The organism is Priestia sp. JSM ZJ58 (assembly GCF_044383985.1).
Taxonomy (GTDB): domain Bacteria; phylum Bacillota; class Bacilli; order Bacillales; family Bacillaceae_H; genus Priestia; species Priestia zanthoxyli.
In genome coordinates, this window is sequence record NZ_JBISEM010000008.1 from 1 (window position 1) to 14,834 (window position 14,834).

Consider the following 14,834-nt stretch of genomic DNA (forward strand, 5'->3'; position numbering starts at 1 on the left):
CCCGTCCGCCGCTAACGTCTTAGAAGCAAGCTTCTAATCAGTTCGCTCGACTTGCATGTATTAGGCACGCCGCCAGCGTTCATCCTGAGCCAGGATCAAACTCTCCGAAGAAATGTTTGACTTGCTCAATTTAAAAAATAAAAATTAACGTTGACGTTTGTCGCTTTGTTCAGTTTTCAAAGTTCAACCGCCGCTCTTAAGCGACTTTACTATCTTATCAAGTTATCAACGTAATGTCAACAACTTTTTTTATTTCTTTTTGTTGTTTTCGCTTATCTGCGTTAGCAACAGATATAAATATACCAAATCGTTTTCATAAAAACAAGAGGTAAATTAAAAGTTTAAATTTTCTAATATTAATACCTAAAAAAAAGATGGCCGTAGCCATCTCTTTTTTTAGCGTTGACGCATATGTGGGAATAATAGTACATCACGGATTGACGGTGCATTTGTTAGTAACATAACAAGGCGGTCAATACCGATTCCTAGACCACCTGTAGGTGGCATACCGTATTCTAATGCCTCAATGAAGTCATCATCCATCTCATGTGCTTCATCGTTTCCTTGTTCTTTCTCTTTCAACTGAGCTTCAAAGCGCTCACGTTGGTCAATTGGATCATTTAGCTCTGTAAATGCGTTCGCGTGTTCACGCGCAACGATAAACAGCTCAAAACGGTCAGTAAAACGCGGATCTTCCGCATTTTTCTTAGCAAGTGGAGAGATTTCTACAGGATGTCCGTAAATGAACGTCGGTTGAATTAACTGCTCTTCTACTTTTTGTTCAAAGAATTCATTTACAATATGTCCATATTGCATATGTTCAGTGATTTCTACCCCGTGTTCTTTTGCTAAAGCACGAGCTTCTTCAACAGATGTTTCTCCCCAGAAGTCTACGCCCGTATATTGTTTAATAGCATCGACCATATGAAGTCTTGTCCATTCTGGCGTTAGGTCTACCTCTTGATCACCATACTGAATCTTTGTTGTGCCAAGTACTTCTTGCGCAATGTGTGCAATTAAGTTCTCTGTTAAAGCCATGATATCTTTGTAGTCCGCATACGCTTCGTACAATTCGATCATTGTAAATTCAGGATTGTGACGTGTAGATACACCTTCATTACGGAATACACGGCCAATTTCATATACTTTTTCTAATCCACCTACGATTAAACGTTTTAAATGAAGTTCAATCGCAATACGCATATAAAGTTCCATATCAAGCGCATTGTGGTGTGTCACAAACGGACGAGCTGCTGCTCCACCTGCGATTGAATGCATCATCGGTGTTTCAACTTCTAAGTATCCGTGATTATCTAAGTAACGGCGCATCGATTGAATAATGCGGCTTCTTGAGATAAATGTTTGTTTACTTTCTGGGTTTGTAATTAAATCTAAGTAACGTTGACGGTAGCGCTGTTCAATATCTTTTAAACCATGATATTTATCTGGAAGTGGACGAAGCGCTTTTGTTAGTAACGTGAAATCTTTTACTTTAATAGAAAGTTCGCCAACTTTTGTTTTGAATAAAACACCTTCAACCCCTACCAAGTCACCGATATCTACGCTGCTGAAGATTTCGTACTGTTCTTCGCCAATTGCATCTTTACGTACATAAAGCTGAATTTGTCCTGTTAAATCTTGAACGTGAGCGAAACCTGCTTTTCCTTTTCCACGCTTTGTCATAATACGACCAGCTAGTGACACAGGCACTTCATTTTCTTCTAACTGTTCTTTTGTTAACTCGTCATACTCACTAATTAATTGCTGTGATGTATGTGTACGTTCAAAACGTTGACCAAACGGATCAATACCCTGATCTCGTAGGTTGCTCATTTTTTCGCGACGAACGAGAAATTGATCATTTAATTCTTCATGACTCATCGTTTACTCATCTCCATCGTATAATTAAGTTTTCCGAAACAGAAAAAAGGCCAGCATGTTTACTGGCAACTACTACGTTTCTTTAAAATTATTATAGGTTCAGTCGTTTCTCTATGTCAAATCGCTTTATTCTTGCTTCGCTTCTCTTTTTCTTCGATTTCTCTAACAAGCTACCGAATAAACCAACAACCTGCGAACCCAAACCTTAAAGTTTTCACTGTGAACTCTACTTTACGCCAATATAAAAATGAATCAACTAATAAGATTCATTTTTACTTATGTAAATCATTCCTATTATTTTCGAACATATCTAGTATATCAGTTGTTTGCTCTCGAAATAATTTTACATCTTTTAAATCCGATAACCGTTTTGTGATGGTTTCAACTTTTTCTTCTGCTACAGGGAGAATAAGAGATGAAGCTAGTTCGTTCAGAGGAACCATCACAAACGCCCGTTCAAACATTCGGGGATGAGGGACGTTCAGCCTATCCGTATGAATGATTTCATTACTATAAAGTAAGATATCCAAATCAAGGGTTCTAGGTCCCCATACAATCTCTCTTTTTCGACCTGCCGCTTGTTCAATAGCTTGCAAACAATCTAAAAGTTGCTCTGACGAATACGTTGTTTGTATTTTTACTACCATGTTTAAAAAGCTTGCTTGATTCATATACCCGACCGGGGCCGTTTCATAAACAGATGAAACAGCCACTACCTTAACCTCAGAATGTTTCATCAAGCCAGTAACTCCCGACTTCAAATGTTCCATTCGATTTTCAATATTTGATCCTAATGCAATATATGCTTCTGTTGTCATTCAACGGCTCCTTTTAATTTCAATAGCTACCGATTGATAATAACCGGGAATTGGCGGATCAGGCTTATATACCTTTACTGTACAAGCCTGCACGAGTTCGTAATTAGCAAGCAATTCAGATGCAATCGTTTCGGCCACCGTTTCAACTAACTTGAACGTGCGCTTCTCTACAACTTCCTGGCATGTTTGGTATAAATCTGCATAGCTCACCGAGTATTCTAAATTGTCCGTAGTACCAGCTTGTTTTAAATCTAGTTCTACAGTTAAATCCACGTGAAAACGCTGCCCTAATTTATTTTCTTCTGGAAATACACCATGATATCCATAGAAACGCATATCATTCACATAAATTTTATCCATCTTTAGCCTCTCCTTTCGCTTTTATACATGTAGCTCGCGTCGACTCATTAGCGACATCGTGTAAGAGCGATACTCTTTTTGCAACTGAGCTGTTAACGTATGGTCTCCTACTGAAAACTTCTTATCCTTTATACTTCGAAGAGGTACGATTTCTTGAATGGAATTTGTAACGAAAGCTTCATCACTCTCCAAAAGCTGTTCCGCCGTAAATAAACCTTCTACAACTTCTATGTTTTTCTTTTTTAAAAGCGTAAAGATAAACTGTCTCGTAATTCCATTTAAGATACCTGTTTCAAGAGACGGTGTATATACACAATCATCTTTTACAAAAAATAAATTGGACACAATACCTTCGGCTAAGAACCCTTCTTTTGTTAAAAAAATACCCTCTTTATTTAAGTCTGAACCAACTTCTCGCTTAGCCAGTACATTGTTTAAATAATGATGAGACTTCAACCTCACGGTTCCTTCGGGCGTATTTCGCTTTGTCTCAAGAATAAGCCCCTCTTTTACAAGGGGGCTCGATGGATGAGGCATTGATTTCATGTATACAATTGTAGATGGATTGTCATATTCTTCCACTTGCAGTCCAATTCCGCCATTTCCTGCTGAAACATTTAATCGAACATACGCATTTCTCTCATTGTTTTTCATTAACAGACTATTAATAATTGCCAACACGTCCTGTGTGGAGTAGTCCCATACAATATTTAATTCACGTAAGCTGCTACGCAGTCGATCCAGATGGTCTTCCACTAAAAATGGATGACCATCATAAACTCGTAGCGTTTCAAATAGCCCTAGACCATACATATATCCGTGATCAAACGGAGAAATAGTGGCTTCAGACGCAGGCTTTACTTCACCATTTACGTATATATACATATCATTACACTCGCTTTTTTTCGTAAGTTTCAATAAAATTCTTCAGCATTTCTTTACCGTAAGAAGTCATGATAGATTCAGGGTGGAACTGTACCCCTTCAATAGGTAATGATTTATGGCGAATCGCCATAATTTCATCTTCTGCTGTCCACGCTGAAATCTCAAAGCAATCCGGCAGTGAACTTTTTTCTACAATCAAAGAATGATATCGAGTTGCCGTGAACGGATTATCAAGATCTTTAAAGATAGTACGGCCATCATGATGCATTTCAGATGTTTTACCGTGCATTAATTTATCCGCACGAATCACATTCCCTCCAAAAGCTTGCCCAATCGACTGATGCCCTAAGCATACGCCGAATATTGGAATCTTACCTGCAAAATACTCGATGGCTTCTAAACTGATTCCCGCTTCGTTAGGACTACAAGGTCCCGGGGAGATCATCAAGAAATCTGGATTTAGCACTTCAATTTCAGAAAGTGTAATTTCATCATTTCTTTTTACAAGAAGCTCATGCCCTAGCTCACCTAAATACTGTACTAAATTAAACGTAAAAGAATCATAATTATCAATCATTAATATCATCTTTACTCACCCTCACTCAGCTCATTTTCGCTCTGCTCTTTTGCTTTCCATAGTGCAATTGCTTTTTTCAGTGATTCTTTGTATTCGTGTTTCGGATTTGAATCAATTACAACACCCGCACCAGCCTGCACATAAGCTTGGCCGTCTTGAATAATCATAGTGCGAATCGCAATATTTAATTCCATATCTCCATTAAACCCAATCCAACCAATCGATCCTGTATAAATTCCTCGCCTTACAGGTTCAAGTTCTTCAATGATTTCCATTGTACGAACTTTAGGCGCTCCAGTAATCGTTCCTCCAGGAAAAACCGCATCTACAATATCTACAAAATCTTTATTGCGCGCGAGCTTGCCTTTTACATTAGACACAATATGCATCACATGTGAATACTTTTCAATAACCATAAACTCGTCAACATGAACGGTACCATAGTCGCTTACTCTACCAAGGTCATTACGCTCCAAATCAACAAGCATCACATGCTCTGCACGCTCTTTTTCGTTATGAATAAGCTCATCCGCTAACTGTTGGTCTTCTTGATCATCCTTACCGCGAGAGCGCGTTCCCGCAATTGGTCTCGTACTGATTTCGTCACCGGCTTTTTTCACTAATAGTTCTGGTGAACAGCTCACAATGTGAAATTCTTCTGTCTGCATATAAGACATATAAGGAGACGGGTTGATTTTTCGTACCTGTTCGTAGATATGCATAGGATGAGTTTGAAGCTGTTGAGACTGTCGAACAGATAAGTTCACTTGAAACACATCGCCTTGCCCGATGTACTCATGTACGCGAGTTGTGGCATCTGAAAAAGCAGCTTCAGACATTGAAACCTCACTCTTTTCGGCAACACGATGAATACGCTCATATGAGAGCCCTTCAGCACTTGCCTCCATCCAGTCCTTTTTGTATTGATCAATACGCTTATGTGCCTGCTCTTTACAATCTGCTTCATCGTTAACGATAATCCAGAGCTTTTCCTTTTCTTGATCATATACAAATACGTCATCGAAAATAAGGAAATAAACGTCCGGCGTTTTCAATGAATCTTCAGCAAGATCAGGTATGGTTTCTACATAGCGGATATAATCATAGCTAATAAAGCCAATTGCTCCACCTTGAAAAGGAGGAAGATCTGGATTCACCTCTGCTTCAAACTTCTTCATCCAGTCTCGCATAAGATGAAGCGGATTACCTTTTTGAACAGTAGCTTGGCCATCCGTTTTGATATGAAGCTCGTTTTGTTCGCCTCGCAAAATGGCTACAGGTTTTAATCCCATCATTTGAAACTTTCCGCCTCGACCGCTTTCAAGCAGGATATGATTCGGTTCCTCTTTTGACAACTCTTGATATTTTTTGAACCATTGGTTTTTAGAGATAGAAATAGATTCGCCCCAAGTCATTCTTTGCTGCATTTGTTCACTCTCCTAAAAATAAATCACCTGCTTTCATTTTACATGATTCTCAGATGAAAAAAAACAGCTTCATATAGAAGCTGTTCTTTTATGGTTTTTATGCTTGTGTTTGTTCCTCGAATTGGAACAATGGAGTACTTAAGTAACGCTCACCGTTACTTGGAATAATCGCTAACACTTTTTTACCTTTTCCTAGCTGTTTTGCAGCTTTTAACGCAGCATAAATCGCAGCCCCAGAAGAGATACCTACTAGTACGCCTTCTGTTTTTGCTACTTTACGTGCATATTCAAAAGCTTGGTCGTTTTGAACAGCGACAACTTCGTCATATACTTCCGTGTTAAGCGTATCCGGAACAAAGTTTGCACCGATTCCTTGAATTTTATGAGGTCCTGGTTGACCACCACTTAAGATCGGAGAATCAGCTGGCTCTACCGCATAAATTTTGATGTTTGGATACTTTTCTTTTAATACTTCGCCAGCACCTGTAATAGTACCGCCAGTACCAATACCTGCCACAAATCCATCTAGCTGATCGCCAAACTGCTCGATGATCTCTTTAGCCGTTGTTTGACGGTGCACTTCTGGGTTAGCTTCATTTTGGAACTGCTGAGGAATAAAGTAGCCGTGCTCTTTTGCAAGCTCAGTTGCTTTATTAACCGCACCTTTCATTCCTTCTGGACCTGGTGTTAACACTAACTCTGCACCGTACGCACGAAGCAGATTACGACGCTCAATACTCATCGTTTCAGGCATTGTTAAAATAGCACGGTATCCTTTTGCTGCAGCTACCATTGCTAAGCCAATTCCTGTGTTACCGCTTGTTGGTTCAATGATGGTGTCTCCAGGCTTTAATACACCTTTTGCTTCAGCATCTTCGATCATTGCTAATGCGATACGATCTTTTACGCTGCTTCCTGGGTTCATAAATTCTAATTTTAAATATACATCCGCCATATCTTCTTCAACTAGACGGTTTAGTTTTACGATTGGTGTTTGACCAATTAACTCTGTAATTGAATTTGCAATACGTGCCATATGACCACTCCTAATACCAACTAATTTTATTGATTTTGTATACAATTTATCAGATGTTTTCTAAATTGTCAATCATTTTGTCTTTCCATTTACCTATTTTTGTTATATTTTTAGATCAATATATACATAAATAGGACTTAACACTTATAAAAAAAGGCGTTCATTTATAAAATGACGCCTTTAAAGAATCTTTTATTTCATTTAAATTGCTTGTTCTTTCATTTCTTCTAGCTGCTTTTTATCAAAACGATAGGTTTCATTACAAAAATGACACTGTGCTTCAGCTTGGCCGTCTTCCTCAATCATCGATTGAATCTCTTCTTTTCCTAAGCTGATAATGGCATTAGCAATTCTTTCTTCTGAGCACTGACATTTGAACTCTACAGGCATTGTCTCTAGAAACTTTACGTTTTCTTTTCCAAGAACTTCTTCTAAGATTTCCTCAGGAGAAAGACCTTTTTGGATCAGTTTTGAAATGGGTTCAATCGTTTGTAAACGTTGTTCAATAGCTGTAATCGTTTGATCATCTGTTCCTGGCATAAGCTGAATGATAAATCCACCCGCAGCTAAGATTGTGTTATCAGGGTTAACAAGTACACCTACACCTACTGAAGATGGAACTTGCTCAGATGTCACGAAATAATACGTGAAATCCTCTCCTAATTCTCCCGATACGATAGGTACTTGTCCATTAAATTGATCACGCATCCCGATATCTTTTACAACACTCAGCGTACCATCTGTACCTACAGCACGTGCTACATCTAATTTTCCATGCTGATTTAAATCGAAGTGCGTTTGCGGGTTCGTTACATATCCACGCACTTCACCCTTGGCATTGCTGTCTACTAAGATAACACCAATTGGGCCGCGGCCTTCAATTTTAATTGTTAGCTTTTGCTCACCTTTTAGCATAGCCCCCATCATAACTCCCGCAGTCATTGAACGTCCCAATGCTGCAGAGGCTGTAGGCCATGTATAGTGACGGCGCTGCGCTTCTCCAACTGTATCCGTTGTTTTTACCGCATAAGCGCGAACTTGACTATTGTAAGCTAGTGCTTTTACTAAATAGTCGCCCATAATATACACCTCTTACTCCATATTTTTTGTATAGATTATTTGTAATCCTTTTAAAGTCAAAAATGGATCCACAATATCAATAATATCCGACTCTTTAGCAATCAATGTTGCGAGTCCTCCAGTAGCAATAACTTTAGGATTTACTGTTGCTTGCTCTTTCATTCTTGCTACAATTCCTTCTACTTGTCCAACGTATCCATATAAAATACCTGCTTGCATCGCAGATACTGTATTTTTCCCAACAATGCTATTTGGTCGCGCAATTTCAATACGCGGAAGCTTAGATGCTCTTGAATAAAGAGCTTCTGTCGAAATATTAATACCAGGGGCAATTGCACCACCCATATATTGCTTATTTTCATCAATGTAGCAATATGTGGTTGCGGTACCAAAATCAACGATAATTAAAGGGCTTCCGTACAGCTGAATTCCAGCAACAGCATTGACAATACGGTCTGCTCCCACTTCACGTGGATTTTCATATTTAATATTTAAACCCGTCTTAATTCCAGGACCAACAACAAGCGGCTTTAAATGAAAATACTTTTGACACATTCTCTCCAATGCAAACATAATAGGAGGAACAACAGAGGAAATAATAATACCATGAATATCTTTAAAAGATAAACTAACGTGCTCAAGCAAGGCTTTGATTGTCATGCCATACTCGTCTTCTGTTTTATTACGGCTTGTTTCTACACGCCAATGGTACTTTAATTCATCTCCATCGTATACACCTAATACCGTATTGGTATTTCCAACATCTAATACAAAAATCATTTCAATCACCACTTTATTTAAATTCAGTATTCACACTGAAACCATCATACCATAACTGGTAAATAGACGTGTATATTCTAGATAAAATAGGAATATAATGACACAATTCTCTAGTGGATATCCTACTTATCCACTATATATATGAAAAACTTTTTGCCAAACCTAACTTCTACCAAATAAAAAAGATCAGTGGAGATTGTCTCCACTGATCTTTTTTGATCTTATGCTTTTGGCTCTTCATCGTCTGTCTTTGTTTGGATGTTTACTTTAACATCTTCATCTGTTACGTGACTAGAACGGTCTGGAAGAGTTCCATGATCTACTAAGTGGTTGATCTGCTCAGCGTCTAACGTTTCTACTTCTAACAATGTTTGAGCTACAAGCTCTAACTTGTCACGGTTTTCCGTTAAGATCTGCTTCGCACGCTCATAGCTTTCTTTAATGAAACGTTGGATTTCATTATCAATTTCATGAGCAATCGCATCACTGTAGTTTTGTTCACTGTGTAAATCACGACCTAAGAATACTTGGCCTTGTTGTGATTGACCGAATTGCATTGGTCCTAACTTTTCACTCATACCGTATTCTGTTACCATTTTACGAGCGATGCTTGTTGCACGCTGGAAGTCATTGTGAGCACCTGTACTCACTTCGCCGAAAATAATTTCCTCAGCTACGCGACCACCAAGCAATCCAACAATTTTATCCAGCAGCTCTGGCTTCGTCATAAAGTAGCGATCTTCTTTTGGTAACATAACAGCATATCCACCAGCTTGCCCACGTGGAACAATGGTTACTTTATGTACCATATCAGCTTCGTCTAATACGACACCGATAATTGTATGTCCTGCTTCATGATAAGCAACAATATTGCGTTCTTTTTTAGAAATAACTCGACTTTTCTTAGCTGGACCTGCAATTACGCGGTCTGTTGCTTCGTCAATATCGACCATTTCAATTTTCTTTTTGTCCTGTCTAGCAGCTACTAAGGCAGCTTCGTTTAACAAGTTTTCTAAATCTGCACCTGAGAAACCTGGCGTACGCATAGCAATTGCTTTTAAGTTTACTGATTCATCTAAAGGCTTATTGCGAGCATGTACTTTAAGCACTGCTTCACGGCCATTTACATCTGGACGATCTACCGTAATTTGACGGTCGAAGCGGCCTGGACGTAATAACGCTGGATCTAAAATATCCGGGCGGTTTGTTGCTGCAATAATAATGATACCTTCGTTAGCACCAAAACCATCCATCTCAACAAGCAACTGGTTCAATGTTTGTTCACGCTCATCGTGTCCACCACCAAGACCTGCGCCACGTTGACGACCTACAGCATCGATTTCATCAATAAAGATAATACATGGAGCATTCTTCTTCGCATTTTCGAATAAATCACGAACACGAGAAGCACCGACCCCAACAAACATTTCAACAAAGTCCGAACCACTGATAGAGAAGAAAGGAACGCCTGCTTCACCAGCAACAGCTCTTGCTAATAATGTTTTACCAGTACCAGGAGGTCCCACAAGTAAGACACCCTTCGGAATTCTTGCACCTAGCTCTGCGAATTTACGAGGATCTTTTAAGAACTCAACAACTTCCACAAGTTCTTGCTTTTCTTCGTCTGCACCAGCTACGTCTTTAAATTTAACCTTTTTCTTTTCTTCGCTGTAAAGCTTAGCCTTACTCTTACCGAAGTTCATAACACGACTTCCGCCGCCCTGAGCTTGGTTCAGTAAGAAGAAGAATAGGATGAAAATAATAACAAACGGAATGATTGACGTAAAGAACGTTACCCAGCCGCTTGTTTCATCAGCAGGTTTAAAATCAACTTCTACTTGATTATTTTCTGAAGCAGCGTCAATACGATCAAGTGCTTTGTCACCATCTACGATGTAAGTTTGGAACGTTTGATCCTTTTTATAAGAATCTAACTTTCCTTGCACAACATACACGCCTCTTTCAGGCTTCATAGAGAGTGATTTCACATCACCTTTGTCTAAGTGTTGAACAAATGTATCGTATCTCATTGGTTCTGCTTTTTGATTAGAGCCACTAAAGAAGCTTACCACGCCAATAATGACTAAAAATATAAGTAAATAAAAGATGGTATTACGGAAGATCCGATTCATTTCTTACCTCCTCCCACGATAAACAAATACTGTATTCAATACTAACATAGAACATTTATCCTATCCAATAAATTGCACTTGGATATGTGCTTCTTAATTGCTGTATACTTGCGGTTTAAGAACCCCAATATACGGCAGGTTACGATATTTTTCTTGATAATCCAATCCATACCCTACTACGAACGCATCAGGTACTTCAAATCCAACGTAATCTGCTTTAATAGCTGCTTTACGACCTGTTGGTTTGTCTAAGAGTGTGACAATCTTAATTGACTTAGCTTTACGGTACTTGAATAACTCTACAAGATAGCTAAGTGTTAAGCCGCTGTCGATAATATCCTCTAAGATAAGAATGTCTCGACCTTCAACTGATGTATCTAAATCTTTTAGGATTTTTACTTCACCAGAAGAAACCATCGCATTGCCATAACTTGATACATCCATAAAATCCATTTCTAAATATGTATCAACACGCTTAATTAGATCAGACATAAAAGGCATAGCGCCTTTTAGTACACCGATTACCAAAGGAAAACGGTCAGCGTATTCCTCAGATAATAGCTTACCCAATTCTTTTACTTTCTGTTGTATTTCTTCTTCTGAAATCAAAATTTCTTGAATATCCTGCTTCATTCCTTACTTGCCTCCTAGAAGTTTTCGCTACTTATAGTATAAAATAACATATCTGGACTTATGTGTATGCAGTTCATAAGCAGATTTTTTCAAACCAGGTAGCCACAAAATAGTTCCTTGGCTATCTTCCACTACCGGCCAATGATCTCTGAAGTGTAAAGGGATTTTTTCATCGATAAAAATATCCTTTACTTTTTTATGTCCCTTCATGCCCTTTACTCGCATTTTATCGCCATTTTTTCGTGTCCTTACCTTTAATGATTGTAAATCGTGAGCTTCATCTAAAAGAAAAACATCGTTTCCTTTTATATCTTCGACTTTATTATGTATTTCACAAATAAGCTGGTGACCATTTGGAAGCTCAACGACCCCTGGAATCGGAACAATAAATTCATATGGCTCGATGTTCCCCTCATTAAAGGTGAAAAGACAGTCGTTGTAAGATCGGATAATGCGTAAACCATTTGGAAAGTCAAGCGTCCCAGACGGTTTTTCACTTTCACAAAATCCTACTAACGTGTCAACATGCGCTGAGGAAAGGGTTGGAGGAATTTCTTTATAGAGATAGTTTAATATTAGTTGAATACCACGCCTTTGTAAAGGCTTGCGTATCCTTAGAAAACAATCTCTATCAATGAGAATTTCATTTTGCAATTTCTTTCTCATTACTTTATTCATCACATCGGTCGTTAATTCCTCTAAGTATGCTTGATCTTCGTGCAAGTTCTCGCTAAATTGTTGAAATTTTTCATGTACAGCGACGTTTTCTTGCTTTAAAAATGGCAAAACGTAATGACGAAACCGATTTCTCGTGTACGAGTCTTTCTCATTACTCGGATCAATTCGAGGTGTAAGCCCATGTAGCTTACAGTAGCGATTGATTTCTTCTTTCGTTACGGCTAGGAAAGGCCTAATAATAAATCCATGCCCATATGGCCGCTTGGGCTGCATCCCTGCGTATCCATTCATCGTACTACCTCGAACCATTCGCATTAACATCGTTTCAATCTGATCATCTCCGTGATGTCCTAATGCAAGAAGGTTTGCTTTGTGCTTCTTCATAACATGAGTAAAAAATGCATAGCGGCATTCTCTGGCAGCTACTTGAGAAGATAGCTTTCTTTCCTTCTGATAGGCAGTAACATCAATCTGCTTCGCCTCACATTTAATATTCAATTGTTTGCAGTAGTTCTGCACATATTCCATGTCTTGCTGTGACTCTTGGCCCCGGAACATATGATCAACATGAGCAGCAATAATCGTAAGAGATTTTTGCTCTTTCAGACTCCATAAGAAATGCAGCAGCGCTAAAGAATCAGGACCACCAGAAATACCTACAACCACCGTAGAGCCTGCGGATAATAACTGATGTTTTGTCATAAAATTGTTCACTTGCTTTTCCATAGGAATGACTCATCCTTATAATGTACACGCAATAATGTATCATTAATTTACTTTATACGAATGACTATAAGGAAAGTTTCACAATTTCTCCAAACTTTATAGCACTTGAATAAATAGATACAAAATATAAATCAACATTACAGACGTACAAAGTAGTAGCGTCTCTAACACGTGAGAACGCTTCTTCTTTACTTTAACACGAGGGGCAGACGGTTGACGAACGTTTTGAGGCTTTGTTCCTCTACTTTTTGCCCCTCTTCTTTTTTCGACCGATAACACCTCTGTTTTCATTTCTTTAGCTGACTTATACTTTCCCGTAACCGCTTGATACAAAACGTCTCCGAAAGGTTCCAACTGCTTTGTTGTTAATATAAATTGTTTTAATTGTTCAGCCGGTTTGTCTGTTTTATTAATTCGCTTGCCATAAGCCGCGTGAATCAAAACCATAGATACGGCAAACAAATCATAGGTCGGTTCTGCTTTTCGGGAGCCAAGCCCCCAGTGCGCTCGATCATAAAAGTCGGTAAATTCTTTTATTGACCGCCCTTGCAGAGTTGTTCCTCCCACGTCGATCCATCGAACTTTTACGGGGTTAGATGTTACGACCAGGTTTTCGGGTTTTAAATCGCCAAATACCCACCCTTCTTCATGAAGGTTTTCTAAGTCTGTTAAGAGCTGACTTGCAAACACTTGCAACCATTCTGTCCCTCTTGTTGAGATAAAAGAAAGGAGAGGCTGCCCTTTCACATACTCCATTACATAGAAAGAAAGAGCGTGAGAACCATAGCTCCAATCATCTACATCAAGTAAACGCGGTCCTAGCACTTTGTCTTTGACTTGAGACAACTTTTTTAATACATTCACTTCTGCTGTAACGGACATGTTGGAAAAGCTTATTTTTAACGCCGCTAGCGTTCCGTTTACTAATTGGACTAAGTAGACAACTCCAGTTGCTCCCACGCCTAATTTCTCAAGAATTTTATAATGGACGTGATGCCATTTCCCTTGAATTTCTGTTCCCGGAGATAGGTTACATACCTGATTCTTCAATGTATTGTTCATTATTTTTTAACAACCCTCTCAATGAGCGCTTTTTGGTGAAATAATGAGTAGCCTCTTTGATAGCCGGTCCAGTAGGCGTAATACCTCCTGCTGTTAGTTTTGGGAAAATCGTTGAAAGCGACTCTAATCTTGGATTCCAGTCCATTAGCTTCTCTACATCTTTCTTTTTCCCAGGAAATAAAAAGATTGAAAATTGATTGTGCCCCATGCGAGCATTCAAGCTTAACGATAAATCTAACAGCGACTCCTTTACAGTAGGGAGCTTATTTTTCATACTTCCGCTCATGTCAACTAAAATAAGAATCTCTAAGTCAACCGTTTCCCCAAGTTCATCAACCACTTCCATGATTTCTCCTCGCTTCTCAGGAGATAACTCTTCTAATCTTGAATTAGAGGAACCTAGAATTTGCTGAAGTTCTTTATTTACAACGCCTTGAAGTGTTTGCGTCATTGCCTGCCTTGTAACCATTTGAACAGTTTGAGACAGCTGTTTTACGTAAACAATTTGACTCACGCCACCGCCTGACATGGCAATGCCTTCTATTTCATTCGTGCTTTGCTCATCAATTGTATCCTCTTCCATCACACCAATAACGTTTACACTAATTCCTTGTTCTTTAGCTAGTGCAGCCATTGCTACCGGATCTTCACCTGTATTCGAACCACCGTCCGTAATGACCAACATCTGTTTCAATGTACCTTTTTTCATAAAAAAATCCCCTCCTCATTATCAGTATTAACATGATAGACGAGGAGGAG

At 38.9% G+C, this 14,834-nt stretch carries 14 protein-coding genes and 1 rRNA gene; all 15 read right to left on the bottom strand.

The genetic code is table 11. The features are described from left to right. A 16S ribosomal RNA gene (locus tag ACH6EI_RS26275) occupies nt 1–111 on the bottom strand; the annotation flags it as partial. Between the two features lie 285 nt (nt 112–396). Continuing rightward, entirely contained in the window at nt 397–1,881 is a 1,485-nt protein-coding gene (lysS, locus tag ACH6EI_RS26280) for a lysine--tRNA ligase (RefSeq protein ID WP_013054894.1), read from the bottom strand. 272 nt (nt 1,882–2,153) lie between these two features. Then, nucleotides 2,154–2,699: a 2-amino-4-hydroxy-6-hydroxymethyldihydropteridine diphosphokinase gene (folK, locus tag ACH6EI_RS26285; RefSeq protein ID WP_397378432.1), complete on the bottom strand. Its 546-nt coding sequence runs from the start codon at nt 2,697–2,699 to the stop codon at nt 2,154–2,156. After that, nucleotides 2,700–3,059 (bottom strand): dihydroneopterin aldolase, encoded by a 360-nt coding sequence (folB, locus tag ACH6EI_RS26290; protein ID WP_028412654.1) that lies wholly within the window; start codon nt 3,057–3,059, stop codon nt 2,700–2,702. Nucleotides 3,060–3,080: 21 nt separating this feature from the next. Then, a complete protein-coding gene (pabC, locus tag ACH6EI_RS26295) occupies nt 3,081–3,944 on the bottom strand; it encodes an aminodeoxychorismate lyase (protein WP_028412653.1) in 864 nt (287 codons plus the stop codon). A 4-nt stretch (nt 3,945–3,948) separates the two neighbouring features. After that, the gene (gene pabA, locus ACH6EI_RS26300; RefSeq protein ID WP_028412652.1) at nt 3,949–4,530 is read right to left on the bottom strand and encodes an aminodeoxychorismate/anthranilate synthase component II; all 582 of its coding nucleotides are present in this window, start codon (nt 4,528–4,530) and stop codon (nt 3,949–3,951) included. A 2-nt stretch (nt 4,531–4,532) separates the two neighbouring features. Then, nucleotides 4,533–5,948: an aminodeoxychorismate synthase component I gene (gene pabB / locus ACH6EI_RS26305; RefSeq protein WP_028412651.1), complete on the bottom strand. Its 1,416-nt coding sequence runs from the start codon at nt 5,946–5,948 to the stop codon at nt 4,533–4,535. Nucleotides 5,949–6,045: 97 nt separating this feature from the next. Then, complete coding sequence (cysK, locus tag ACH6EI_RS26310) at nt 6,046–6,984, bottom strand: cysteine synthase A (protein WP_013054888.1); 939 nt, start codon at nt 6,982–6,984, stop codon at nt 6,046–6,048. Nucleotides 6,985–7,185: 201 nt separating this feature from the next. After that, on the bottom strand, nt 7,186–8,064 hold the full coding sequence (hslO, locus tag ACH6EI_RS26315; protein ID WP_028412650.1) for an Hsp33 family molecular chaperone HslO: 879 nt from the start codon (nt 8,062–8,064) through the stop codon (nt 7,186–7,188). 12 nt (nt 8,065–8,076) lie between these two features. Beyond that, nucleotides 8,077–8,844 (bottom strand): type III pantothenate kinase, encoded by a 768-nt coding sequence (locus tag ACH6EI_RS26320; RefSeq protein ID WP_013054886.1) that lies wholly within the window; start codon nt 8,842–8,844, stop codon nt 8,077–8,079. A gap of 221 nt (nt 8,845–9,065) precedes the next feature. Next, nucleotides 9,066–10,976, bottom strand: a complete 1,911-nt coding sequence (ftsH, locus tag ACH6EI_RS26325) for an ATP-dependent zinc metalloprotease FtsH (RefSeq protein ID WP_013054885.1) — start codon at nt 10,974–10,976, stop codon at nt 9,066–9,068. A 93-nt stretch (nt 10,977–11,069) separates the two neighbouring features. After that, on the bottom strand, nt 11,070–11,609 hold the full coding sequence (hpt, locus tag ACH6EI_RS26330; protein WP_028412649.1) for a hypoxanthine phosphoribosyltransferase: 540 nt from the start codon (nt 11,607–11,609) through the stop codon (nt 11,070–11,072). A gap of 27 nt (nt 11,610–11,636) precedes the next feature. Beyond that, complete coding sequence (gene tilS / locus ACH6EI_RS26335; RefSeq protein WP_028412648.1) at nt 11,637–13,013, bottom strand: tRNA lysidine(34) synthetase TilS; 1,377 nt, start codon at nt 13,011–13,013, stop codon at nt 11,637–11,639. A gap of 96 nt (nt 13,014–13,109) precedes the next feature. Then, nucleotides 13,110–14,075 (bottom strand): protein kinase domain-containing protein, encoded by a 966-nt coding sequence (locus tag ACH6EI_RS26340; RefSeq protein WP_034263697.1) that lies wholly within the window; start codon nt 14,073–14,075, stop codon nt 13,110–13,112. Beyond that, the gene (locus tag ACH6EI_RS26345; protein WP_013054881.1) at nt 14,044–14,784 is read right to left on the bottom strand and encodes a VWA domain-containing protein; all 741 of its coding nucleotides are present in this window, start codon (nt 14,782–14,784) and stop codon (nt 14,044–14,046) included. Before ACH6EI_RS26345 ends, ACH6EI_RS26340 begins: the two co-directional genes overlap by 32 nt. Nucleotides 14,785–14,834 lie beyond the last annotated feature (50 nt).